Source organism: Hydrogenobaculum sp. 3684 (assembly GCF_000213785.1).
Taxonomy (GTDB): domain Bacteria; phylum Aquificota; class Aquificia; order Aquificales; family Aquificaceae; genus Hydrogenobaculum.
Map to the genome: position 1 here is coordinate 1,452,326 of NC_015557.1, position 26,220 is coordinate 1,478,545.

Annotated in this window: 22 protein-coding genes and 2 pseudogenes; 14 read left to right on the forward strand and 10 right to left on the reverse strand. The window is 34.2% G+C overall.

From position 1 onward, the window contains the following. A complete protein-coding gene (locus HYD3684_RS07715; RefSeq protein WP_015420097.1) occupies positions 1-384 on the reverse strand; it encodes a hypothetical protein in 384 nt (127 codons plus the stop codon). A gap of 12 nt (positions 385-396) precedes the next feature. After that, on the reverse strand, positions 397-870 hold the full coding sequence (locus tag HYD3684_RS07720; protein ID WP_015420098.1) for a hypothetical protein: 474 nt from the start codon (positions 868-870) through the stop codon (positions 397-399). Positions 871-928: 58 nt separating this feature from the next. Here HYD3684_RS07720 and HYD3684_RS07725 point away from each other — a divergent pair, with 58 nt between their 5' ends. Further along, complete coding sequence (locus HYD3684_RS07725) at positions 929-1,678, forward strand: dihydroorotate dehydrogenase electron transfer subunit (protein WP_015420099.1); 750 nt, start codon at positions 929-931, stop codon at positions 1,676-1,678. Positions 1,679-1,688: 10 nt separating this feature from the next. Continuing rightward, complete coding sequence (locus HYD3684_RS07730) at positions 1,689-2,864, forward strand: iron-containing alcohol dehydrogenase (RefSeq protein ID WP_015420100.1); 1,176 nt, start codon at positions 1,689-1,691, stop codon at positions 2,862-2,864. 12 nt (positions 2,865-2,876) lie between these two features. Here HYD3684_RS07730 and HYD3684_RS07735 read toward each other — a convergent pair whose 3' ends face one another. Then, positions 2,877-3,455, reverse strand: coding sequence for a hypothetical protein (locus HYD3684_RS07735; protein ID WP_015420101.1), 579 nt, complete (start codon positions 3,453-3,455; stop codon positions 2,877-2,879). A gap of 51 nt (positions 3,456-3,506) precedes the next feature. On the opposite strand from HYD3684_RS07735, the gene HYD3684_RS07740 reads away from it, so the two are divergent. Further along, positions 3,507-4,304 carry an ABC transporter permease gene (locus tag HYD3684_RS07740; protein ID WP_015420102.1) on the forward strand — a complete coding sequence of 266 codons (798 nt, stop codon included), beginning with the start codon at positions 3,507-3,509 and terminating at the stop codon, positions 4,302-4,304. Further along, complete coding sequence (locus HYD3684_RS07745) at positions 4,301-5,029, forward strand: ABC transporter ATP-binding protein (protein ID WP_015420103.1); 729 nt, start codon at positions 4,301-4,303, stop codon at positions 5,027-5,029. Before HYD3684_RS07740 ends, HYD3684_RS07745 begins: the two co-directional genes overlap by 4 nt. Here HYD3684_RS07745 and HYD3684_RS07750 read toward each other — a convergent pair whose 3' ends face one another. Further along, complete coding sequence (locus HYD3684_RS07750; RefSeq protein WP_015420104.1) at positions 5,030-7,033, reverse strand: carbon monoxide dehydrogenase beta subunit family protein; 2,004 nt, start codon at positions 7,031-7,033, stop codon at positions 5,030-5,032. Between the two features lie 98 nt (positions 7,034-7,131). On the opposite strand from HYD3684_RS07750, the pseudogene HYD3684_RS07755 reads away from it, so the two are divergent. After that, positions 7,132-8,666 (forward strand): annotated as a pseudogene (locus HYD3684_RS07755) (AAA family ATPase). 103 nt (positions 8,667-8,769) lie between these two features. Here HYD3684_RS07755 and HYD3684_RS07760 read toward each other — a convergent pair. Both HYD3684_RS07760 and HYD3684_RS08305 read right to left on the reverse strand, forming a co-directional pair. Further along, the gene (locus HYD3684_RS07760; protein ID WP_015420105.1) at positions 8,770-9,681 is read right to left on the reverse strand and encodes a transposase; all 912 of its coding nucleotides are present in this window, start codon (positions 9,679-9,681) and stop codon (positions 8,770-8,772) included. A gap of 55 nt (positions 9,682-9,736) precedes the next feature. Beyond that, positions 9,737-9,931, reverse strand: a pseudogene (locus tag HYD3684_RS08305) (Rpn family recombination-promoting nuclease/putative transposase); the annotation flags it as partial. A gap of 109 nt (positions 9,932-10,040) precedes the next feature. Here HYD3684_RS08305 and HYD3684_RS07765 point away from each other — a divergent pair. From HYD3684_RS07765 to HYD3684_RS07775, 3 genes are read left to right on the forward strand one after another with little or no spacing between them, the layout of a single operon-like run. Then, positions 10,041-11,108, forward strand: coding sequence for a glycosyltransferase family 4 protein (locus tag HYD3684_RS07765; RefSeq protein WP_015420106.1), 1,068 nt, complete (start codon positions 10,041-10,043; stop codon positions 11,106-11,108). 43 nt (positions 11,109-11,151) lie between these two features. Beyond that, positions 11,152-12,531, forward strand: a complete 1,380-nt coding sequence (locus tag HYD3684_RS07770) for a hypothetical protein (protein ID WP_015420107.1) — start codon at positions 11,152-11,154, stop codon at positions 12,529-12,531. A 47-nt stretch (positions 12,532-12,578) separates the two neighbouring features. Beyond that, a complete protein-coding gene (locus HYD3684_RS07775) occupies positions 12,579-13,589 on the forward strand; it encodes an FkbM family methyltransferase (RefSeq protein ID WP_015420108.1) in 1,011 nt (336 codons plus the stop codon). Between the two features lie 14 nt (positions 13,590-13,603). On the opposite strand, the gene HYD3684_RS07780 is transcribed toward HYD3684_RS07775, so the two are convergent. Continuing rightward, positions 13,604-14,551 (reverse strand): flagellar biosynthesis/type III secretory pathway protein, encoded by a 948-nt coding sequence (locus HYD3684_RS07780; protein ID WP_015420109.1) that lies wholly within the window; start codon positions 14,549-14,551, stop codon positions 13,604-13,606. A 195-nt stretch (positions 14,552-14,746) separates the two neighbouring features. Between HYD3684_RS07780 and HYD3684_RS07785 the strand changes: the two genes are divergently transcribed. The 5 genes from HYD3684_RS07785 (at position 14,747) to HYD3684_RS07805 (ending at position 22,798) form a co-directional block, all read left to right on the forward strand. Further along, positions 14,747-15,745, forward strand: coding sequence for a class I SAM-dependent methyltransferase (locus HYD3684_RS07785; protein ID WP_015420110.1), 999 nt, complete (start codon positions 14,747-14,749; stop codon positions 15,743-15,745). An 81-nt stretch (positions 15,746-15,826) separates the two neighbouring features. Further along, the gene (locus HYD3684_RS07790) at positions 15,827-19,339 is read left to right on the forward strand and encodes a glycosyltransferase (protein WP_015420111.1); all 3,513 of its coding nucleotides are present in this window, start codon (positions 15,827-15,829) and stop codon (positions 19,337-19,339) included. Then, positions 19,329-20,279 (forward strand): glycosyltransferase family 2 protein, encoded by a 951-nt coding sequence (locus HYD3684_RS07795; RefSeq protein WP_015420112.1) that lies wholly within the window; start codon positions 19,329-19,331, stop codon positions 20,277-20,279. The genes HYD3684_RS07790 and HYD3684_RS07795 overlap by 11 nt, the downstream gene beginning before the upstream one ends. 1 nt (position 20,280) lies before the next feature. Then, positions 20,281-20,664 carry a GtrA family protein gene (locus tag HYD3684_RS07800; protein WP_015420113.1) on the forward strand — a complete coding sequence of 128 codons (384 nt, stop codon included), beginning with the start codon at positions 20,281-20,283 and terminating at the stop codon, positions 20,662-20,664. Continuing rightward, on the forward strand, positions 20,648-22,798 hold the full coding sequence (locus HYD3684_RS07805; protein WP_015420114.1) for a hypothetical protein: 2,151 nt from the start codon (positions 20,648-20,650) through the stop codon (positions 22,796-22,798). The genes HYD3684_RS07800 and HYD3684_RS07805 overlap by 17 nt, the downstream gene beginning before the upstream one ends. Here HYD3684_RS07805 and HYD3684_RS07810 read toward each other — a convergent pair. Both HYD3684_RS07810 and HYD3684_RS08220 read right to left on the reverse strand, forming a co-directional pair. After that, a complete protein-coding gene (locus HYD3684_RS07810) occupies positions 22,789-23,496 on the reverse strand; it encodes a hypothetical protein (protein ID WP_051048524.1) in 708 nt (235 codons plus the stop codon). The genes HYD3684_RS07805 and HYD3684_RS07810 overlap by 10 nt on opposite strands. Positions 23,497-23,504: 8 nt before the next feature. Further along, positions 23,505-23,840: a hypothetical protein gene (locus HYD3684_RS08220; RefSeq protein WP_051048525.1), complete on the reverse strand. Its 336-nt coding sequence runs from the start codon at positions 23,838-23,840 to the stop codon at positions 23,505-23,507. A 69-nt stretch (positions 23,841-23,909) separates the two neighbouring features. Here HYD3684_RS08220 and HYD3684_RS07815 point away from each other — a divergent pair, with 69 nt between their 5' ends. After that, positions 23,910-25,103 (forward strand): glycosyltransferase family 1 protein, encoded by a 1,194-nt coding sequence (locus tag HYD3684_RS07815; RefSeq protein ID WP_015420115.1) that lies wholly within the window; start codon positions 23,910-23,912, stop codon positions 25,101-25,103. Here the strand turns inward: HYD3684_RS07815 and HYD3684_RS07820 are convergent. After that, entirely contained in the window at positions 25,093-26,214 is a 1,122-nt protein-coding gene (locus tag HYD3684_RS07820) for a glycosyltransferase family 4 protein (protein WP_041112968.1), read from the reverse strand. The genes HYD3684_RS07815 and HYD3684_RS07820 overlap by 11 nt on opposite strands. Positions 26,215-26,220: the final 6 nt, after the last annotated feature.

A 26,220-nucleotide genomic window follows, 5' to 3' on the forward strand; every position in this document is an offset into this window, starting at 1 on the left:
TTACTTAAATATACTACCCAATAACCTTGCTATAAGCTCCAAAGAGTTTTGATTTAGCACCACCATCAAAGCTCCCAAAAAGAAAATCCACATTTTTAGGACTTTTATCTCTCCTTTTAGCTCTTGTCTTAGTGATTCAATCTTACCATTTAGCTCCTGCCTTACAGTCTCTATTTCCTGCCTTACAAGCAGTATATCCTCTTTTGTAGCTAACTCTTTTCTTAGCTCATCCCTTAATTCTATCTTTCTTTTTTTAGTTTCTTCTACTACACGTTCATCTAAGTGGTTTATTGTATCTTCAATTATTTTTGCAATCTCTACAGCCTTTTCTTTACCAACGCTTTCTTCTATCTTATTGTAAAGCTCTATCGGGATGTTGGCCATAAATCTCCTCTTTCATTTAAATATACTACCCAATAACCTTGCTATAAGCTCCAAAGAGTTTTGATTTAGCACCACCATCAAAGCTCCCAAAAAGAAAATCCACATTTTTAGGACTTTTATCTCTCCTTTTACTTCTTGCCTTAGTGCTTCTATCTCTCCTTTTAGCTCTTGCCTTAGCGCTTCAATCTCTCCTTTTAGCTCCTCTCTTACAGCCTCTATCTTACCTTTTAGCTCCTGCCTTATAGTTTCCATCTCCTGTCTTACAGTCTCTATCTCTTGTCTTACAAGCAGTATATCCTCTTTTGTAGCTAACTCTTTTCTTAGCTCATCCCTTAATTCTATCTTTCTTTTTTTAGTTTCTTCTACTACTTTTTCTTCTAAATAGTCTTGGGTATTTTCAATAAGTTCTGCAATTTCAATGGCAGTCTCTTTACCAAACTTTTCTACCAACTTATCGTAAATAGCCATCGGTATGTTTATACCCATTTATTTCCTCCAATAATAATATAACACCTTGTTGGGTTTCAGACAGTATAATATTTTTATGGAAGATGTAAGATTAGAAATCCTAAAAAATGAAAAAGTGGGAATGCATACATATTTGATGGTGCTAAAGCTAAACCATAGCTACGATATAAAACCAGGGCATTTTGTTATGATAAAACCAAACGATAGTTTTGATCCTTTAAACAGAAGGGCTTTCGCCATAGCAGATGTAGAAGAAGATGCTATTTATATATACTACGATGTAGTAGGAAAAGGAACAGCTGTTATGAGCACTTTGAGGAAAGGGGAGTTTGTGGATGTACTGATGCCTCTTGGAAACGGGCTTTTTGAAGCCTCAAGGGATAAGTTAAACGTTGTTTTGGCTGGTGGTATTGGTATATCTGGGGTTAGTTTGTTTTGTAGGCTTTTAAAAGAAAAAAACTTAAATTTTAAAGTATACTACGGAGCAAGGTCAAAGGAATATCTTGTTATGCTTGATTGGTTTTCAAAATACTCTATTCCTATAGAGGTTTACACAGACGATGGGAGTTTTGGTAAAAAAGGTTTTGTGACGGATGCTCTAAAGAATATAGATAGTGCGAATATCTATGCCTGTGGTCCTAGTCCTATGTTAAAAGCCGTTCAAAACATTTCAAAACAAAAAGGGTTTGATGCTTATCTTTCTTTGGAAAATCCTATGGCTTGCGGATATGGGGTTTGTCTTGGGTGTGTGGTAAAAACCAGCGATGGTTATGTGAGGACTTGCGTAGAAGGTCCTGTTTTTAAAAGCGATGAAATAATACTTTAAGAGGTGGTTTATGGTGTTTAATTATTACATGCCTGTGGATATACATTTTGGATACGGCAGTTTGTCAAAAGTAGGTGAAGTGGCAAGAAGGTTTGGTTTTAAAGGGCTCATTGTAACAGGTAAGTCTTCTAAAAAGCATGGATATCTTGACAAGGTTATATCAAACCTCATTTTAAACAACATAAGAGATGTCATCATATACGATGAGATAGAACCAAATCCCACAGATATAAGCGTAAATAAAGGAGCAAGGATAGCTGCTGAAAACAAAGTAGATTTTATCATAGGTCTTGGGGGTGGTTCTATATTGGATGCGGCTAAAGCTATAGCTATAGTCTCTTCTAACGAAGGTTTTGCCTGGGAATACGTGTTTTACCCAGAAGGTCCAAAATCAATCCCCTATTACACAAGACCTGTTATAGCTATACCAACCACTGCCGGTACTGGCTCTGAAGTAAACAAATACTCTGTAATATCAAATCCCAATAGAAAAGAAAAGCTTGCAATAGCCCATTCTCTAAACTATCCAAAGGTGGCTATAGTAGACCCAGAACTTACCATGAGTATGGATAAAGATCTTACCGCCACCACAGGTATGGATGCTTTTTACCATGCTTTAGAATCTTATACCAACAGACTAAATAACCGCATTGCAGAAGACTTGGATGTCGTAGCTTTAAAGCTTATACTAAAATGGCTTGAAATAGCCTATGAAGATGGCACCAACAAAGAAGCTAGAGAAAACATGAGCTACGGGGCTATGCTTGCAGGTATAGCTATAGATCAAAAAAGGGCTGGTATTATCCACGCTATGGAGCATCCTATATCTGGTAGATATCCGCAAGTAGCCCATGCAAAAGGCTTATCGGCTTTAGGATATTATGTGACCCTTTACAACATAAAAAGAGCACCGGAAAAATATAGAAAACTTGCCCTAGAGCTCGGTTTAAAAGATGAGTATCATCTTCTTGAAACGCTCAAAAACCTTACTAAAAGGCTAAATCTTCCTCTTAGCCTCAAAGACCTTGGTATAGTCCCAGATGAAGATCTTCCTCGCATTCTTGCAGAGGATGTGTACTTTACCGGTAGAAACGCTTTTAATATAAATCCCGCTGAGATTACAGAAAAAGAGGTAGAGCTTATATACAAAGCTTCCTTGTTTGAAGATGAAAGCCTTGTGCCTTAGATATATGTATTTTTATTTGACGTATATGATGGGAAGCTTTCCTTTTGTGCATACGAGGTTGTAGATCTTTTTGTTTAAAGGTGGTGAGTTTTTATCGATTTTATAAACCATTCTCATCCTAATTTGTCCAGCTCCACCTAATGTGTATATTACGCTTTTTTTGCAGTTTACCTCTGTTAGTTCAAGCATACCATTCATAGGGGCTATGATGTTAGCTGCTTCTTCTGCACTTACAGAAGGCTTTTTGTGAAGGGTCTTGTAGGCTTCTTCGTTGGCTTTTTTGATACCTTGGAGTATAGCCTTAAATTTATCTTCTTTTACAAAAGAAAGCCATACCCTGTAGACACCATCTCCAAACTTGCCTTTACCTTTTGATATATAAACTCTGTAAGGGATTTTATTCTTTCCTACTTCGGAGATACTTTCTCCTATATACATATACTGAAGAGGTTTTGGCGGTTTTGCTTTAGTATAAGCCGTTATTCCATATGCGCTTTTTGGTATAGATACATCTGTATTTAGAGGTATTACCAAACCATAAGAAAATGAAAAAACCAACACACCAAATATAAAACCTATATATTTTTTCATAGAATAAGATTATAACATACAACTTATAAAGTTGCCTTGAGTTATAATAGTATGGAAATGAAGCAAAATGCTTTGGTATATCCATTTTACCTTCTTTATAAGTATCACTACCTTATATACGTTTTGGCTTTAAAAGAGCTAAAAATAAGGTATAGGGGCTCTATTTTTGGTTTTTTGTGGAGTATGCTAAACCCTCTTTTAAATCTTTTGATTTATACATTTTTGTTTGTGGTGATATTTAAAAGCACTGCAAAAAATTATCCAGTTTATTTTTTTAGCGGTATATTGCCCTGGAATTGGTTTTCCTCTTCTGTGATGGAGGCTACTGATTCTGTGGTTTCTGCTGGGGCTTTGATAACAAAATCTACGCTACCTGCTGAGATAGTGGTAATCACAAAAGTAGCTTCTAACCTCATAAACTATCTTTTATCGATACCTATATTGTTTTTATTTTTAATATTTTTTCATGTTAAGATAAGTTTTATAGTGCTTTTTCTTCCGGTGGTGATAATAATACAATTTTTTCTGACTTCAGGTGTAGCGTTTTTCCCAGCCACATGGAACGTATTTTATAGAGATGTTAGACAGATTATGCAGACCATTATACAGCTTTTGTTTTTTTGTATGCCGGTTATGTATTTTGATACACAAATACCTTCTAAATACCAAAAGCTAATATACCTAAACCCAATAGCTTATCTTATAAAGGTATACCACGATATTTTTTATGACAACCTAATGCCAAGACCTGAGCTTTTGATATTGTTATTTTTTATATCCATAGTAGTTTATATAATAGGGTTTAACTATTTTCACTCTAAAAAGGATGTTTTCGCAGAGTATATATGAGCGTTGTGATAGAGGTAAAAAATGTTACAAAGATCTTTAAAAGGCATACGAAAAAATATTTTTCCATAAAGTCTGCTTTTGTGGATTTTATAAAACACGGTAGACCACAAGTGCAGATAGTAAAAGCCCTTGACAATATAAGCTTTGATATGGTATCTGGAAGCACTTTGGGTATCATAGGGAAAAACGGCGCTGGTAAATCCACCCTTCTTAAAATAATATCTGGCATCATAAAACCCACTTCTGGAAGCGTAAAGGTAAAAGGAAGCTTAGTACCTCTTTTGGAGCTTGGCACTGGTTTTCATCCGGAGCTCACCGGTAGAGAAAACATCATCATAAGCGGTCTTATACTTGGGCTTTCCAAAAAAGAGATATACAAGAAAATAGATGAGATAATAGAGTTTGCAGAGTTAAAAGATGTGATAGATGAACCTGTAAGGACTTACTCTTCTGGTATGTATTCAAGGCTTGCTTTTTCTACGGCTTTTAGTATAGACCCAGATATTATAATCTTGGATGAGATACTATCAGTAGGTGATATAGCTTTTATGAAAAAAAGCAAAGAAAAGGTAAAAGAGTTTAAAAGAAGAAACAAAACGATATTGTTTGTAAGCCATGATATGACAAGTGTAAAAGAGATGTGTGATGAAGCTATTTATATAGACAAAGGTAGGCTAATCCAAAGAGGGAAGGTAGATAATGTGGTGAGTTTGTGCGGTTTATAATCAAAGCATATCTAAAAGCTCTTTTAGCTTGTTAGCATCTGTAAAGCTTGTAGACAAATCCGCTTCAGGGTGCCCATAAAGCCCACACAAAGCCACTACGTTAGTGGGGGTATGTTTTTTTAGAAGTCTTATAACAAAATCTGTCCTATAGCAGTGCGTTCCTATCAGAATGGTGATGTCGTGATTGCCATGAAGTATGGCTTCATGGGGGTTTGGTGGGTCCATCTCGACGTTTGGATCGTAGTTTTTTAGTTTTGGTCTATAATCTGGTAGTATCTTCACATTGGCATTTATCTTTTCTATCAAAAGCCTTGTGATATAGGCTTTTTCTTGGAGGTCTTTTTCGTTAAAATCCCAAAACAAAAGAGGTCCTACTACTATAGTTGGGTTTTTTGAGCTTTTAATAAGGCTTGCAAGCTCTTTAAATGCTTCTTTGTAAGAGACTACACTGTCTTTGATGGTGGCCTCACCTTTAAAGATATCTATTTGCATGGCGCTTCTTGTTCTATCTTCTTCTGGGGTTGGCACTGCTTTTGGTTTTTTGTAGTAAGGGGGTTTAAAATCTAAAAAGTATTTTGAAAAATCAAAGCTCTGATGAGATTTGCTAAATTCTTTTTTATCTTCTTTAAAAGCCAAAGACTTAGTAAGATCGTCTTTTATAAGATCAAGCTCTACACTAAACTCACCGTGATAAGCTTTTTCTTCTTCTTCCACACCAAGACTATAGCAAGTGGTACCTACTATATCAAAAAGCACTCCATTTGCTCCAAACATAGAGGCTTTTTGAAAAGCCTCGTAGCGCTTTTCGTAAAACTCATAACAACAATGCCCTATATAAGTATATCCATTTTTTGCACACCAAAGAAGCGTATCTCTTAAAAGCTCAAACGATGTAATGGTAATAGGTATCATACCCTTTTGATAGGCAAGCCTATAGGCATCTCCTACCGTGCATCCACCGCATTCCCCACAATCATCAAGATGCCTATAATCACACCATCTTGGTTTGGCACAGTAAGGAAGCAGCATCACCTTTGCCTTTTGAAGGTTTTCTTTTAAATCTCCTCCTATACTTGCAATAAGTGTATCTTCTTTTAAACCAAAATCTTTTGCATCGAGCTTTCTTATTGTAAACAAAACCGCTTCTTTTATATCTTCTTTTGATATATCTATGCTTTTAAAAGCCTTAGACTCTAAAAATACATCAAGCTCATCTTTTATAATGTCTATCTTTTTACCTTTTAAGAAGTTTTCTAAGCTTTTAATATAATCTTTTGGTGATATTATATAATCTCCGTTTATAAAAATATCTTCTAAAACACCCTCTGATGCTTTTATATAAACTCTAAAAGTACCACCTTTGCATCTATAAAGCCCATATGTATAGCCCTCTTTTGGCTTTGCATTTTCAAAGATAAAGTTTTTATCTGTCTCAAAATAAACATGTTCTTCTTCTTTTATATCAAAAGCCCCAAACTCATCGTAAAGACTGTTTAGAAGCATGTTGATAAACTCTTCTTTTGATATGTCTTTTCCTATAGATTTTCTTACGCTTGTAAGCCTATCATCTGCTGCTTTTATACCGTAAGAGGTGAGCTTTTCCACCGGCATATGTATACTTTTTAGCGTTTTTTCTATATTTAAAGACAAAGGCAGAAATATTTCAAACTCACCATCCTCAATATCCCCATGAACCACCGAAAGCCTTTTTTGACCTACTTTCAATTGAGTGCCTTCTATATTTACATCCTTTATTATATTTTTAAAAGCTTTTAAAAACCTCTCATAAAAAAGCTCTTTGGTGCCTTTTACTCTTACCCCTATAGTCTCTTCATCCACATAAACCGCTTGACCTGAAAGCCTACTTTTTAGAAGCCCTATGTTGTTTTTTTCTATATAATCAAGCCTTATCTCTTTCTCAGGGTCTTGATGATAGCCAATTATCACATATTCTTTATCAAAACTATATATATTTATGCTTCCGTGCTCTAGTAAAATTTTCATATCAAAAATCTCTTACAGAGTAAAAAAATTACAATGATAAAATTTATGATGAAGTATATCATGATTTGTAATTCTTAAGGCTGTGGTATAATTACACTATGAAGCTTTTACCAATAGGCATACAAACATTCGAGAAGATAAGAAATAGCAATTATTACTATGTAGATAAAACAATGTTTGTTAAAAAATTAGAAAACGGTGGATATTACTTTCTATCTCGTCCCAGAAGGTTTGGTAAATCCCTCTTTCTTGACACATTAAAAGAAGCGTTTTCTGGCAACAAAGAGCTTTTTAAAGGGCTTTATCTATACGATAATTGGAATTGGAATAAGAAATATCCTATTATAAAGTTTGATTTAAGCCAAGCTTACCCAGATACGGAGGAAAATCTTATAAAATCATTAGATTCTTTCCTAAAAGCTGTAGCAAAAGAGCATCAAATAACATTAGAAGAAGAGATATTGGGACTAAGATTTAAAGAGCTCATCCAAAAACTATATGAAAAATACAATCAAAAAGTGGTGGTACTTATAGATGAATACGATAAACCAATACTTGATGTAATAGAAGATATAGAAAAAGCAAGAAGAAATAGAGATATACTAAAAAAGTTTTTGAGATACTAAAGCCCTCTGACCCATACCTAAAGCTTGTTTTCTTAACAGGTGTATCAAGGTTTTCAAAAGTATCCATCTTTAGTGGATTAAACCAGCTTCAAGATATCACTTTAAACAAAGAGTTTTCTACAGTATGCGGTTATACCCAATCTGAGCTTGAAAGTGTGTTTTCCGATAGACTAAAGGATTTTGATAAAGAGAAGATAAAAGAGTGGTACAACGGTTATAGTTGGCTTGGAGATAAGGTTTACAATCCTTTTGATATACTGCTACTTTTTTCAGAAAAAAGGTTTAGAGCCTTTTGGTTTGAGACAGCAACGCCTACATTTTTGATAAAGATGTTTATGAAAAACAGATACTACATCCCAGAGCTTGAGAACCTTGAAGTGGGAGATGAGATTTTATCAAACCTTGATGTTGATAACATAAGGATAGAAAATCTTTTATTTCAATCTGGTTATCTTACCATAAAAGAGTTTAAAGAAAAATACGGAATATACATATTGTCCTACCCAAACTTAGAAGTGAGAAAAAGCTTCAACAGTTATTTTCTAACCTATACAATAGAAGATATCTCAGCAAAATATAAAACTGATATAGGTCTAATAGAGGCTTTTGAGAATAAACAAGTAGAAAAACTAAAAGACATCTTACATAGATTTTTTGCAAGCATCCCTCATGATTGGTATAGGAAAAACGATATAGATTCTTATGAAGGATTTTATCCATCTATCGTATATGCTCTTTTTAACGGAGCAGGGCTAAATGTGATAGCAGAAGACAATACAAATAAGGGTCAGATAGATTTAAGTGTCTTTAACCAAGATAGCGTTTATATCATAGAGTTTAAGGTAGTAGAGGACAAAGAGGAAGGAAATGCTTTAAAACAGATAAAAGAAAAAAAATATTATGAGAAGTATATAGGCAAGTATAGTGAGATATACCTAATAGGGATAGAGTTTAGCAAAAAAGATAAAAACATTGTGGGCTTTGAGTGGGAGAAGGTTTTATTTTGATTGCTATCTTTAATCAAAAATTTTGTAGCCTATCGGCATATTTCTTTAGCCACTTTGGCAAGCAAAAGCTTAAAAACGTTATTGCTTAATGGTTTCAATTAACTTACAAAACCTCTTCAATCTTGCCAGCTAGTATCACCTTCTTAAACATCTCATCTAAAGTTTGTATGTTATCTGTACTTTCTATCTTCTCTTCAAGCTCTTTTGGCAGTACTCCAAACTTGATAAGAATAACACTCTTAATGTCATCTTTTTTAGCCTTAACGAGCCCTTCTTGTAAGCCTTCTTGCTTACCTTTTTGTAATCCTTTCAAAGTAGCCTCTTGTTCTAACTGCTCTATAGCTTTTGCTGTGAATGGTAAATCTTTTAGCTCTTCTATAGTAAAAGGTGGTATCTCTAACATAGGCTCCTCCTTAAATACTCTTTCAAATTCTTCATTTAATTTAGGTCTTACCTTTAACAATGTCAATATCTTTCCAGTCCAGTCAGATCTTTCTTGCTCTGGTAAGTTTCTTAATTTGGATAGAGCTTTACGAAATAGCTTTTCTCTATTTCTCACGTTGCACAAAAACGCAAAGGTTATATCTGCCATGTTATCAGATTCCAACAGATCATCACATTGAAAATCTTTTAGGTCTATCAGCTCATATTCGTAAGAAAGCTTTGAATCTTTTAAAGTGTTTTTCATGTTGCATTTGTCTTCACCAAGATATATAAGCTTTTGGTGTATAGTCTTTTCTTTGTATTCCATTTTGATGAGGCTATAATACTCAAACATCCTATAAAGCATGGTCTTATCGTTTTTTGTCTGGAATTCTATATGAAGGATAGAATCATCTTCTAACTCAAGGAGTAGATCCACTCTTCTTTCTTTTGTTGTTTTAAATACTGAATCTAACTCCCGCTTATATTTTATACCTATTATATCTCTCATTAGCTTACTTTCCAAAAGAGGAAGTATTATATTCTTTATGGTTATATCTATATCTTGAGGATGACGGTTTTGCTGATCCATTTATATATTATAAGAGACATGCTTAAATTATGATTAGGATATAGTAAGCTTATGCGATGCTATCAAATATATGTTTCATTGTAAGCATTGCCCATTGTGCGCAAAGATCTTGGTATGTCTTACTTATAATATCTTCATCAGATATTTTATTTAGATCTATAAGTATATAGTTTAGCTTAGATACATATTTTTCTAAGTTTTGGTCTTCTAATACTGGTAAGGATGTGGGTATGTTCCATTCACCTTTTCCATCCCCGCCACGTTTGTGCTCAATCTTGAAAAATTTGATAAATTGATAGAAGACCTTAGACTTGTTCTAAAAGCTATATGTCGCTCGATCACTATGCTAAAATATCTATATGCCAAAAGCTAAAAAACCAAAAATCTTGATAATGGATATATTTTGGAACGATACTCACAACGACGCTACCTTTATAGGTGGTGGACAGAAGATGATATTGAAGTTTTATGAGCTTTTAAAAAAAGATTACGATATCAGCATTTTAACCTCTCAAAAATTTCTTTTAGAAAAAGCCCAAAAACTTGGTATAAAAACTATATCTTTGTACTATCCAAAAGATAAAATATCTCAAGAGCTTGAAAAAATCAAAGAAGATATAAAAAAATACGATATACTTATTATAAACAATCAACTTGCAAGAGACTTGCATCCAAACACTGTACTATGGGTGCATGCAGATTATTTTAGCCTTTGTACAAAACCTGAGATAGAAGCTTGGACGGAGTTTGCCAAAAACCCCAATGTAAAGTATATAGTCTTTGTATCAGAACCTATAAAAGATAGTATAGCATCAAAAGGAAATCTTCCAGTAGAAAAACTAAAGGTCATACCAAACTGGATTGAAAAACTAGAGCCAAAACCAAAAGCATACAATGAAAACTTCAGAGTGGCTTGGGTAGGGACTTTAAAACCAGATAAAGACTGGCAAGAGCTATCTCAAACACTAAAAGGTACAGACATAGATGTAGATTTTCTTGGAAACGGACGAGACCTTGTTTTTGCCAAAGAGCTAAAAGAGCTAAAACCAAGGCTTTTTGCCCATCAGCATTTTTTGGGTTTTGTGGAAGACCCTATAGGATATATGAAAGAGCACTCCTCTGTTTTTGTTTTTACATCAAAAGCAAAATTTGAAGCCTTACCACTTTCACTTCTTGAAGCGATGTCTATAGGTATACCATGTATTGCCTACAGATCAGATATCACAAAGTATGTGCTTGGTGAAGACGGGCTTTTTTACAACACAAAAGAAGAGCTAAAAGATATTATATTTAGACTAAAAGCCGATAAAACATTTTACGAACAAAATGCAAATTACTCATTAGAAAGGGCAAAGCTATTTCACAAAGACCGCATAAAAGATATGTGGGAAGAGATTTTTAAAAAACACTTGACAAATGAAAAATAATTTGCTATACTTTTAAAAGCAAAATTTTTAGGAGGTAGAAAATATGCGAAAGATTAAAAGTACAGCGCTATTAGGCGCTTTTGTTGCGGTAGCAAGTGTAGGTGCCATATCCCATGAGGCACATGGGACCAAGGTAACATCTATAGTCAATACTATTGCTAAAGAATATCTTCCAGGCAACGTATCGCTTCCAACCCCTTACATAACCCCAAGCGTAAATTACCCATCCAATGCTTCGGTTACGTTAATATTGAGCGGGGCTAGTTTTGTAAATGGCGATTATTACGCAATACTTGGTGCTGGAAGCTCTACTTTGTGTACTACTCAAGAATCTTATTCTGGACTTAACAGTTTAACACTTAGCAATTGTTCTCTAACGGCTAATGCCTCATACACAATAGTAGGTGGTGGATTATCTACATATGCAAATAATACCTCATTTACCGTTTATGGTTCTCAAGGCACAAGCTCTATAGTCCTATCCTATAGCTCAGACGTTGGTAACGATACACCAAGCTCAGTAACGTTAGCACAAGTACAACAACAGCTAACTGTTACACCAGCTAATGCTGGTACAGCTATCATAGACCCAAGCAGCTTGAGCACATTTGTAAGTGGCAGTTATGTTTATGATTATAATACTGCTTATAACACCATGACAATTTCTTCGTCTACTGGCTTTTCTACCTCTATAAGTTCAGACACTCTAAATGTTGTATTTAATGGTATACCAAGTTCTGTGTCTACTATATATACTTATTTTTCAGGTGCTACTTCTAGCACCAGCGATACTGCATCTTCAAATTATACTCAAGGAACAGGTAGTGCTACTGTAAGCTTAACGCTTCCTTCTAATGGTGCAGTGTTTAGCTCACCTTACTCAGACACAGCAATCTTTCACTTCTCAAACTCTGGCAATATACAACCTGGCACGATATATATCTCTTCTATAGCAAGCACAAGCAGCAATAGTTACTCATACTTCTCTGGTTCTCAAAACTTCTTAACATTCGCATTTGGTGGTACACAAATCTATGTACCAGACGCTTTAGCACCTTACGATGGTAACGCTATACAATCTGGTTATATCACCATATCTATGCCATCAAGCGCTTCTATAGCAAGTATAAGCGTTCTGAACAATCCAAGTGCCAGCTGTCCAACAAACGGCATATTAACATCTACAAGCACTCCCAATGTGTATTACATAAACTTAGCAACATTGGCATCGTTGTGTACAGGTCTCACTCCAACAGCATGGCAATCTGGTGTACCACTTGTTATAAATATCGCTGGTTCAAACGCTACTCCAAACAATATAACAGCTGATGCTTACGCAACATTTAACGGTATGCTAAAACGTATCCCTGTAAACGTAGTGTATAGTGCAATCATTAATTATCTTGGCTTCTTCTCTTATTAATCTCTAAAATCTCTCCCCTTCCCTTAGATGGGAAGGGGTTTTTAAAAATGTATCATATAGTAGATGTTGGGTGTAGATGGGGTTTTGCAGATAGATTTTTAGATCATATAGATAAACTTTTTATCTTTGGTTTTGATCCAGATCAAGAAGAATGCACCAAGCTATCAAATAGATACAACCACCCTCATATCAAGCTTATCCCATATGCTCTTTTGGATGAAGAAAAAGAAGTAGATATCTATATCACCCAAAATCCTGGTTGCTCTTCTATATACCCTCCAGATAAGTTTGTGATAGATACATTTTTGTGGTGTGCCGGTGAGCATCCTCTTTATAAAAGTATCTCAAAAACCACCACCCTTGATAAATTTGCCTCTGATAACGGTATACAAAAAATAGACTATATCAAGATAGACACCCAAGGAGCAGAGCTCTTAGTCCTAAAAGGTGCCAAAAACATCCTAAAAACCACATCTTTTATAAAAGTAGAGGTTCAGTTTAACCCTCTATACGAAGGGGCTTCTCTTTTTTCAGATATAGATATGTATCTTAGGTCTCAAGGTTTTGTGCTCTATAGGTTTTTTGATTTAAACCACTATGGGGTTTTTGGTGAAAAGCTTATAAACTTAGAAGAGTTTGAGCTAAACTTCGATGCTACCATTTTCAAACTCCCTCAAAAAGGTGGTCAGCTTTACTGGGGTGATGCTTTGTATGTAAAAGAGCCTATAGCAAAAGGACTACTAAAACCCGAAGAGTTTGACTATATCATAGAGCTTTCAAACATACTTGGTTATCACGATATAGCCCATAGGTTAAACCTTTTTAGGGCTTTTAAAAACCAAAATGATGTAAATTTCTTAAGTTATCAATTTATGCTCTCCGAAAGAGCCCACGAATCCTCACCAGACCTCCAAAAAGAGCTAAACCACTACAAAGCCCGCTTAGAAGAGCTCCAAAACGCCTACAACGCCATCATAAACTCAAGATCTTACAAACTCGCCTCCTTCCTCTCAAAAACCAAAAAGCTTGTGTTAGATTATCTAAAAAAGCTCGGTTGACGTGGGTTTTTAGCTCACAAAATCTCTTCAATCTTGCCAGCCAGTGCAACCCTTTTTAACATATCATCTAAAATCTGTATATCATTTGTACTTTCTATCTTTTCTTCAAGCTCTTTTGGTAGTACTCCAAACTTGATGAGAATAACACTCTTAATGTCATCTTTTTTGGCCTTAATTAATCCTTCTTGCTTACCTTTTTCTAATCCTTCTTGCAATCCTTCTTGCCTTCCTTCTTGCTTACCTTTTTCTAATCCTTTTAAAATAGCCTCTTGTTCTAATTGCTCTATAGCTTTTGCTGTGAATGGTAAATCTTTTAGCTCTTCTATAGTAAAGGGCGGTATCTCTAACATAGGCTCCTCCTTAAGCAATATTTTAAATCCTTCTCTTAATTTAGGTCTTACCTTTAACAATGTCAATATCTTTCCAACCCATTCAGATCTTTCTTGCTCTGGTAATTTTCTTAACTTGGATAGAGCTTTACGAAATAGCTTTTCTCTATTTCTCACGTTGCACAAAAACGCAAAGGTTATATCTGCCATGTTGTCAGATTCCAACAGATCATCACATTGAAAATCTTTTAGATCTATCAGCTCATATTCGTAAGAAAGCTTTGAATCTTTTAAAGTGTTTTTCATGTTGCATTTGTCTTCACCAAGATATATAAGCTTTTGGTGTATAGTCTTTTCTTTGTATTCCATTTTGATGAGGCTATAATACTCAAACATCCTATAAAGCATTGTATTATCGTTTGTTGTCTGGAATTCTATATGAAGGATAGAATCATCTTCTAACTCAAGGAGTAGATCCACTCTTCTTTCTTTTGTTGTTTTAAATACTGAATCTAACTCCCGCTTATATTTTATACCTATTATATCTCTCATTAGCTTACTTTCCAAAAGAGGAAGTATTATATTCTTTATGGTTATATCTATATCTTGAGGATGACGGTTTTGCTGATCCATTTATATATTATAAGAGACATGCTTAAATTGTGATTAGGATATAGTAAGCTTATATGCTCACAATCTAAGGGAACAAATTATCTAACCTACAAAATCTCTTCAATCTTACTAGCCAGTAATCGTGGGGATAATACAAACAAGGCTGGGAAGTTATACTTTTTGGTTATATGCTAAAATATGGTATAATATATGTTTATGAACGATGAGTTTTACAAAGCTTTTGAAGATGAGTTTAGAGGTGAAGAAGAGGAGATAAAACGAAGGCTTACATTTTACACGCCTCTTTTAAAAGCCTACTCCGAGGCTTACCCATCTTCTAAGCCAAAAGCCCTTGACATAGGTTGTGGTAGAGGTGAGATGCTAAGCCTTTATGAAGAGCTTGGTTTTGAGGCTTTTGGTATAGATACAAATAAAATTATGGTCTCTTACGCTTCTTCTAAGGGTCTTCATGTGGAGCTATCGGATGCTATTTCTTTCTTAAAAGCCCAAGACTCAAACACCTACGATGTGATATCTCTTATACATGTATTGGAGCATCTTCCGTTTGAATACGCTTTTGAGCTTTACAAAGAGGTTTTTAGAACCCTCAAAGAAGGTGGAAGCTTCATCATAGAGTTTCCATACACCGACAACATCCCCATGGGCACCATAGATTTTTACCTCGATCCCACCCACCTAAAACCCATCCACCCAAAAGCCGTAAAGTTTATATTAGAATACGATGGTTTTATAGGTGTTTCTTATTTTGGCGTTCATGGATACTACAAAGACCCCCAAAGCATTGGTTTTGAAGATGCTTTTTCAAGCTTTGTGGCACCACAAGTGGCTATAATAGCTACCAAACCAGCTCCTAACAAACTATTTTTAGACAGGATAGAATCCTCCAAAGAGGCTATAAAAGCCTCTTCCTACCCGAGTTTAAGAGAGATAGTAAACTACGCTTCTCAAAATCTAAACAATAAGTTTCAAAATATATCAGACGAGCTAAAGCAAATTTTAGATGAAATATCATCTTTAAAATCTCAAAACAGTTATTTATCAAATGAAGTAGAAAATATAAAATCTCAGCAATCTCATATAAACAATATGCTTATGTTCCTCAAAAGCCAAATAGATATGCTTATTTACTCAAAACTCTGGCGTATGTATACTATACTTGGAAAAATCAAAAGAAGACTCCTAAAAAAAACCTGATTTGAAAAAGCTTGATATTGATGTTGAAATGCTCTTTAAAGCTATAGATGAAGAGGCCGTGAAAAGACGCAACAAGCTATTATGAAAAATATACTTGTCATAAACTTTTTCCCTGCTTTTGTGCCACCTTCAAGCGGTGGTGAGTTAAGATACTACAACCTTTATCTTAAACTAAGCAAATATTTCAACATTACCCTTATCTCACCTACATATTCTCACCATCCGCAAGAAACTATAATCCATTCCGACACATTTAGAGAAATAAGAGTTCCAAAGGAAGATATTCATGATAAACTGCACGCTGACATATCAAAAGAAAATATTGCAGACGAGTTTTCAGCGCTAGTCTGTGCTTTATCCTCAAAATATCACAACAAATACCATGAGATTTATTTGGATATACAAGAAAACGCAGATATTATAATCCATGAGTCTCCTTATATGCTAGACTACGATATATTGTTTGGTTTTGATAAAAGACCACGCATATACAATAGCTACAACGTGGAATCTGATTTGGTATCAAGCGTATGGAAGGGTGAATCTTCAAATAAGTATAAAAAGTATATTTACGAGTTGGAAAAAAGATTGGTATTAGGAAGCGATGCTGTATTTGCGGTGAGCAAAGAAGATATAAATAAGTTTAAAGATCAATTTAATGCTTTTGATAAGCATTTTAGTATAGTTCCAAACGGAATAAATCCAGGTGATTATCTTCCAAGGAATCCTTCAAACAAAAAAACGGTGCTCTTCTTTGGTAGCTTTCATCAACCAAACATCGAAGCAGCAGATTTTATAATAAATTATCTTGCACCATCTTTGCCAAATGTAAATTTTGTTATAGCTGGGAATTGTGTGGTAAATCAAAAATCAAAAGCCAAAAATGTGGCTATTCTCGGTAAGATTACTCATGAGGAAAAATTAAAGCTACTTTCTACTGTAGATATAGCCATAAACCCCATGTTTAGTGGCGGTGGCACAAACCTTAAGATGCTTGAATATCTTGTTTCTGGCATTCCAACTATCACAACACCTCTTGGAGCAAGAGGATTAGACCTTATAAATAACAAACATGTTTTTATAGCCGATAAAGAGGAGTTTAAAGAAAGAATATTGGATGTATTGAACAATTTAGACTTTGCCAAGAAAGTGGCAGATGAGAGTAAATCGTATGTAATAGAAAATTTTTCCTGGGATGCCATAGCCAAAAAAGCATCTATAGAAATAGAAAAAATTTCTGAGGAAAAAGCTTATAAAAAAAGAAACATTTTGGTTTTAAATGATTTCTCTGCTTCAAATCCACAAGGTGGTGGGGAAGTCAGAATAAATAGAATTTACAGTCATTTAAGCAAATATTACAATATAAGGCTTCTTTGTTTTTCAAAATCTGACGAGATAAATATAGTTAGTATAAAAGATGATTTTTACGAGATACAAATTCCAAAAACTGAAGAACACAAAGAAAAGGAAAATCTTTTTAAATGGTATATATCTGCTAACGATATCGTAAACTTCATGGAAGCTCCAAAAAATAAGCTACTATCGAAAGTTTTTAGTGCATTGTCAAAATGGGCGGATATCATGATACTAACTCACCCTTACATGGTTGGTTTATTAGAAAACAAAAACGTTTCCAACAAACCAATAATATATGAAAGCTTCAATGCAGAATTCTTTTTAAAGCAAGATTTACTAAAAGGCCATCCTCATTATAACGAACTTATAGAAGCTGTGAAAAAATGCGAAACAGAAGCTATAGAGCTTAGCAATAGGATAACGGTTACATCGGGAAACGATATAGAAAAGCTAATAGCTTTAGGTGCAAAGAAAGATAAAATAGACATTGTTCCAAATGGTGCAGATGTGGGTGATATAAACACTAAAAACGATATTTCACATATAAAACGGATCTTAAATGGTAGGCCTTTTATAGTATTTATAGGAAGCGCTCATTATCCAAACGTAGAGGCCTTTCAATTTATTAATCAAACCCTATCAAAAGAACTGCCAGAAGCTGTTTTTGGTATAATTGGTAGTGTTTGTAACAGTATACCTATTACCAGCAACAATATTATTTTGTTTGGAGTTTTAGATGATATCAAAAAAGACATTGTTCTTGAGTTAGCCGATATAGCCATAAATCCAATTATTTCTGGTGGTGGTTCTAACCTAAAATTGGCAGAATATTTTTCTAAAGGCATAGCCGCTGTTACAACGCCTTTTGGAGCAAGAGGTTATAACATAAAAAACAATACTCATGCTATCATATGCGATCTTCATGATTTTGCCAAAGAAATAAAGTTTTTAATAAATGATAGTGCAAGAAGAAGCTATTTGGGTACCCAAGGATATATATATGCTAAAAAATATCTTGATTGGTCAAAACAAGCTGAGCTTTTTCGCTACATAATAGAAAAAAAGATATCAAGCGATGAAGTTATTGAAAATAAAAGACGGCTTTTAGTGGATGTAACAGCCATTTCTCAAGAGGATAAAAAAACAGGAATTCAGAGGGTGATAAGATCGCAGCTTTTTTATCTAAGCAAGCTGCTGCCAGAAGATTTTGAGCTAACACTCGTATATCTAGATAATGTAGACGGTAGTTGGTGCTACAAATATGCAAGCTATTATGCTTTTGATACTGGTCTGAGGGATTACCTTGAACCAGAAATACCAGTGGACATAGACTCAAAAGATATACTATATATTCCAGATTGGTATCCGGAAGATTTTTTAAAAGCCTATACATCTGGTTTTTTTAAAAGCCTGAAAACAAAAGGTGTAAGAATAGTATCTTTAATCCACGATATATTACCGATACAATTTCCCCAATATTTTCCAGAAGGGCATGACATAAAACAAGCCGAATGGGTGAGAAGCTTGGCTGACATATCAGATCATATTGTATGCGTTTCTAAAACTGTTGCAGATTCTGTATCTAACTTTTTAAATAAAAGCGATCTTAATATAACCTATATCCACAATGGAGCAGATATTGAAAACTCAGTGCCTACAAAAGGATTGCCCCAAGATCATGAAAGGGTTTTAGGGCTTTTAACATCAAAACCAAGCTTTCTGATGGTGGGCACTATAGAACCAAGAAAAGGACATCTACAAACCATAAAAGCTTTTGAGATACTATGGCAAAAAGGATTAGATATAAACCTTGTAATAGTAGGAAAAGAAGGCTGGATGGTTGAGCATGTGATAGATTTGATTAGGACCCACAAAGAGCTAAACAAAAGACTTTTTTGGCTATCTGGTATCTCAGATGAATACCTTGAGAAAATATACGCTTCTTCTACATGCTTTATCATGGCATCCGAAGGAGAGGGTTTTGGACTTCCCATTATTGAAGCTGCAAGACACAAACTACCCATCATAGCCCGTGATATACCAATTTTTAGAGAAATAGCTGGTGATAGTGCTTATTATTTTCCAAACGATAAAAGCCCGCAAACTTTGGCAAACACCATCGAAAACTGGCTAAATCTATACAAAGAAAATAAGCATCCAAAACCAGATGGTATAAAATATATAACATGGAAAGAGAATGTGAAAAGACTATTAGAGGTACTGCTGGGTGGAGAATAGGAAAAAGATTGCCATTGTGATCCCTGCTTACAACGAAGAGGATAATGTAGAAATAGCTTACAAGAGACTGAAAGAGGTGTTAGACTCTACAAATTACGATTATGAGCTTATCTTTGTAGATGATGGTTCAAAAGACAATACGCTTAGTAAACTTTTAGAGCTTTATGAAAAAGATAAAAAAGTAAAAGTTATATCTCTTTCTAGAAATTTTGGCAAAGAAATAGCCTTAAGTGCAGGTTTAGATTACGTAGATGCCGATGCTGTCATACCTTTTGATGCTGATCTGCAGCATCCTCCAGAAGTGATACCAGAGCTTCTTGCTAAATTTGAAGAAGGCTATGATGTGGTAAACGCTGTGAAAAGAAAGCGTGGAGGAGAAAATTTTTTCAAAAGATTTATGTCTGAGACTTTTTATAAAATAATAAATAATGTCTCAAGCGTTGAAATACCACGAAATGTGGGGGATTTTAGGTTAATATCCAAAGATGCTTTAAACGCTGTCAAGCAAATAAGAGAGAGAAAAAGATTTATGAAAGGTATATTTGCTTGGGTAGGTTTTAAAACTGCATCGGTTTATTACGAGACTGCTCCAAGACATGCTGGCAAAACAAAATGGAATTATTTTAAGCTGATAAACTTAGCAATAGAGGGTATAACTTCTTTTTCTATAGCACCTTTAAGACTGGCATCACTTTTAGGTTTATTTGTATCTTTTGTAGCTTTTTTATACGCTATGTGGATAATTATCCAAAAACTTATATACGGCAATCCTGTGAAGGGCTATCCATCGATAATGGTTGCTATATTGTTTCTTGGCGGTGTTCAGCTCATAACCATAGGTATAATAGGAGAATACGTTGGAAGAATATACGAAGAGGTAAAACAAAGACCCCTTTACATCGTTAAAAAAATATGGGATAAAGACAATAAAGACAAATAGTATGCAAATATTAAAATATCTTTTAGTTGGTACCATAAATACAATCGTAGGTTATGGCATCATATTTTTTCTTATGTTTTTGGGTGTATCTCCAGAAATAAGCAATATAGTAGGTTATGCTGTGGGTATAAGCGTATCTTATGTATTAAACAAAATTTATACATTCCAAAGCAAGGCTCATCCAAAAAAAGAGTTTCCTAAGTTTGTTTTATCGCTTTTAGCATCTTATACATTAAACTTTTTAACGCTTGTTTTGTGTATTCATATACTTAAGATAAATCCTTATATATCTCAAATTATAAGCGGTGCAGTATATACGCTTAGTGGTTTTGTGTTTTTGAAATATTTTGCGTTCAGAGGTTCAAAAGATGAAAGATATGCTTAAAAAGTTTTTAAATACAAAGTATTTTGCTTTCTTTTTTTATCTTGCTTTGGCAGTAGTGTTTTGGGGAATACCGATGGATTTTGAGTTTACATCAAGATTAAATATATCTGGCGATCCCGCTTTTTATCTATGGTCCATAAAATGGTGGCCTTATGCTATATCTCATGGCCTGAATCCTTTTCTTACAAAAGCATTTTGGGCTCCTTTTGGTCAAGATCTTGCTTGGACTACTTCGGTACCTTCTATAGCGCTATTGTTCTCACCCATAACGCTTAGCTTTGGACCTGTTCTTTCATATAATTTAGCAACTATTTTATCGCTTGCTCTGGCACCTTTTGGGATATATCTGATATGCAAAAGTATAAATTTAAGTCAATCTTCTTCTATATTTGGCGGCCTTATCTTTTTCTTTTCAAGTTATGTGTGGGGTCAGCTTTTGGGACATCTAACCTTATACGTAGTATTTGTTATCCCATTTTTAATTTATTTGTTTATTTTGAGATTTAAAAATGAAATCGGCTCTAAGAAATATATATTAATCTCTGGGATACTTCTTGCTCTTCAGTTTGGAATATCAGCTGAGGTATATACTACTTTTATTACATTTTCTTATATAGCTTTATTTATAATGTTTTATATATTCCGTAAAGATGAGAAGTATAAAAAACTTATACTGAAGACTGCTTTAGAATCTTCTTTAGCAGTTTTATTAAGCGCTTTACTGTTGTTGCCATATTTGTACTATATATTTTATAGATATGTTAAAGAGCCTTTAAACGCTCCATCTGCTTATGAAGCAGACCCGTTGAACTTTTTCATACCAACACCAATTACATTGTTATTTGGAAAATTGTTTGAACCGATAAGCAAAAAATTTATTGGAAACTACTCTGAAGAAGGAGCGTATTTAGGGCTTCCTTTAATATTTATCATCGTTTCTTTTATATTTGCATCAAGGCGTAGTAAAAATAGATTTTATATATTTTTGTCGTCTCTTTTTATAGTCTTGGTTATAGCCAGCTTTGGACCATATTTAAAATCTTTGGGACATCGTTTATTGTTGGTTATGCCATGGTATATATTTACAAAAATGCCACTTATAAAAAACGCATTACCCACGAGATTTACTCTTTATATTGATATAGTTGCAGCTATTATAAGTGCTATATGGTTTGAAAAATCAAATATTAACAAAAATATCAAATATTCTATATCCTTTTTGGCTATCCTATTTCTAATACCAAATCTAAATATGTATCGTGGATCACAGATTATATATCCAAGTTTCATATCATCAGGAATATATAAAAAATATATAAAACAAGGCGAAAATATAATTGTATTTCCAACTTATGGTGCCTATGGTGTTCAAGGACCTTTGTGGCAAATGAAAACGGATTTTTACTTTAACCTTTCTCAAGTAATAGCTGGTCCAACTCCTAAAGAATTGCAAGAAGATAAAGATGTTCATTGGTTTTTGGATCATTTTATATGGGGTGATATGAAAAGCGATATAAATCCTTGCTCAGAATATTCATTTTTATCGTATTTATCAAAGTCCAAAGTGGGTGCTATACTTGTGCCAGAAGATTACAAAAATCAAAATCTTCAAAAATTGTTGGATACATCTGGTCTAAAACCTATTGAAGTTGGCAAAGTTATAATTTATCAAATTGATTTAAGTTATCTTGACTCAAAACTAAAAGAAGCCAAAAATGAATGCTCTAAATATTTTAGCGATACATTCTCTACCCTTCTCTCCTCTTCCCAAAAATTCCTATCAGATGGTGGTAATCCATCAAAGCTCTTGCCTCAATACTTAGAAGAAAATGGCTATCTTCCTAAATCTTTTGGCTATGAAACTGGCTCTGCTATCAATTGGACTAAAAACGGTGGATGGATAGGATGGTGGGGCTGCCCAGATGGAAAAGGTAAGTGTTTTGGGGTAGGAGTAGTTGGAAGCATTGATAAGGTAAAGCCAATTATAGATAGCTATAAATCCCAAGCTTTACAGATATTTTTCCCATACCCCAAGCTTTACAATCCAAACTCTTCACAAGGCACAGGAGAGCTTCTTATGATATTTAGAGATCCAGAACCTAAAAAGAATAAGGATGAACAAAATTATAAGTAATCTAAAATCTGAGATATCTTATATGTTTTATTTTCTTCTACGTCATATACTTCCATGTCTTTGAGCATTTCTACTGCTTCTGCTGCAGAAGTTTTGATCTGCTTAAACTTACCAGGTTTATATCCTTCTTCTATACTTACTTCTCTTAGATTTCCTTTAACGTCTTCTCTTACAAAAAAAGCATTAACCCCGTTACTATCACACCCTACAAATATATAACCTTTTCTTTTTGCTAAATTTACCAATGCTTTTAGCGAAGCTCCAAAATACCATCCAGAAGGGTTTGCTCTAAACCTTTCAAAGTCATCGCTATAAGGAATTGTTATTGCTTTTTTATAGCCAAATAGAGCATTGTATTCACATATAACTATCCTTGGTTTTACAACTTCTATGCTTTCCCACACCCAATAATCCATACCATCTATGTCTATGCTTAAAAGCCCTATATCTTCGTAAGGTACATTGTTTTTCAATAGTTCGTTAATGTTGTTTTTTGTAATAAAAACGTTTATTGCTTTTAGGTCATATCTCCAATAAACTTCTGAGGATTTTATATCTTCTATATAACGTTCCACAACATCCATCACTAGCCCACTCCAATTATAGTAGATTAGAAGAAATCTTGTGTTGGCCTCTTCGTAATTTTCTACTCCAAACTCAACAAAATACTTATTTTCAATAGGAATTGATTCAACCAAATAGCAGATTATCCATCTTCTCCAAATTGAGAGTATATGCAAAACTCAGCATCGTTTATGTTTTGTATAAGATCTTTTCTTCTTCTTAAATCTTGAACACACAAATGCCCTATGGCATTTTTTAAGATATAGGCATCTTTCTTCCTTACATTGTATAAATGCCATACGGCATCTCTTAAAGATCCGATATCTCCTCTTATGCTGTATAAATCCCTAATAGTCTCGTTTAAAAGCTTTACATCTCTTTCTCTTGCTTCATCTAAATGTCTTATGGTTTCTTTTACAGAATCAATATCTCCTCTTCTGGCCAAGCTTCTTAAGTAAGTTTTAATTCTATTTAGCATACAATCTAATTTTATCACAGCACAAAAACTACCCACTTAATAAATTATTGGGCTATAATACTAATACAAATGGCCAAAATACTTATAGATTTTACAGATACATATATTACTGGATTAAACACTGGCATACAGAGGGTTGTAAGGAATATAATAAAAAATAAAGATATAATAAAAGATATCACTCAAAAAGAAGTGATACCTACTATCTTTGTAGGTAAACCAGTACAAAAAGAGGCTATCCATAGGAAAAGAGATATAGTACTTAAGATAAGACAACATCTTGTTAGATACCCATATTTATATTCTATAGCTGCAAGATCTTACAAGCGTCTTTCAAAGTATAAACCAGATATAATTAAAAGTAAGCTTTCTGATGAAAGTATAACTGTTTCTGATGATGATATATTATTTGTAGGTGATGCTTTTTGGAGTGAGTGCTATGAAGATGAGTTTTTTGAGTTTGCTTCAAAGCTAAATCTTGTTTTACTAATTCATGATATCATACCCATTACACATCCAGATATCCAACCAGAGCATATTGTAAAAGCTTTTAATACAAAAGTTATAGATATGATGAAAATATCAAAGCTAATCCTTACTGTATCAAAAAGTGAGGCAAAGATTATAAAAGATTTCCTAAGATCAAAAAATATAGATAAGCCTATCTATCCCATAAGGCTTGGCACAGATATAAAGATATCTCAAAACATCAAAAAACCAAACGGGTTTGATGTAAAAGATTTTTATCTTATGGTGGGTACTGTTGAACCAAGAAAAAATCATCTTTTTGTCTTAGAGGCTTTTCATAAGATATGGAAAGAAAACCAAGATTTTCCAAACCTTGTAATAGCTGGGAGGTTTGGCTGGAAATATCAGAGCGTGCTTGATTTTATAATGGGCTCTCCTTTCAAAGACAAGAAGCTGTTTTTTATAGAAAGCCCCCCAGATGAAGAGCTGGAGTTTTTATACCAAAACGCCAAAGCCCTTATCATGGCATCCATTAGAGAAGGTTTTGGGCTTCCTATTGTGGAGGCTATGGCAAAACATAAACCCATTTTAGCAAGCGATATTGAGGTATTCAAAGAAGTGGCTGGAGATTATCCCATATACTTTGACCCTTACAGCGTAGATTCTCTTATAGATGCTATTAAAAGCTTTGAAACAGGAGCTATCAAACCCAGTTTTCCAAATATCACACTAAACACCTGGGAAGATACCGCCAAAGATATAGCTATTGCTATTAAAAAACATTTTAATTTTTAGTGCTTTTAAAATCATCGTAAGCCTCTTCTACAAAGGTTTTTATCTCTTTTTCAAATCTATCTCTTGAAAACCTTAGAGCGTTTTGTCTTATCGTTTTTGGGTCAAAGGTATCTTGAAGCTTTTCAAAGGTGTTTATAGCTTCTACGATAGAATCAACATTTTGATTTAAAAAATAAATCCCTGTTTTTTTATCCAAAACCGTTTCTTTTGCTCCACCAAAACCATAGCATATAACAGGTGTCCCACAGGCTTGAGCCTCCACTGGTGCTATGCCAAAATCTTCTTCTGCTGCAAACACAAAAGCTTTGGCCCTTTGCATGAGGTCTATAAGTGCGCTTTCTTTTTGATAGCCAAGAAGCTCTATATTTTTTGAAGCTTTGGCTTTTACTTTGTTAAAATCTGGTCCATCTCCTACCACCACAAGTTTTTTACCTATTTTACTAAAAGCCTCCACTATAAGATCCATCTTTTTGTATGGCACCATCCTTGAAGCGCTTAGATAAAAATCTTCTTTTTTTTCTCTTAGACTAAATTTATCCACATCCACAGGCGGATATATCACAGTGGCATCTTTGTTGTATATTTTCTTTATCCTTTTGGCTACATGGTATGATACGGCAATATAGCGGTCTACTCTGTTGGCGGTTAGGCTATCCCACATTCTTATCTTATGCAAAAAATACCTTGCCAAAAATCCTTTTATACCCTTTTCAAGGTTTGCTTCTTTTAGATAATCAAAGTACAGATCCCAAGCGTATCTCATGGGTGTATAAACGTAGCTTATATGAAGCTGATACGGATGCGTTAGTACCCCTTTTGCCACTGCATGAGAACTAGACAATACAATATCGTACTCCCTTAGGTCAAACTGCTCTATGGCTATTGGAAAAAGCGGTAAATAGTTTCTATACTTTGTTTTGGCAAAAGGAAGATGCTGTATAAAACTAGTTTTTGAGCTTTTACCTTTTAAGATAATATCTCTATCTTCTTTATTTAAAAAATCCACAAGAGCGTATATAACAAAATCATCCCAGATGTTTGTAAAACTTTCTACACACCTTTCTGCCCCTCCATACACCACAAACCAATCATGCACCAAAGCTTTTTTCATCGGATC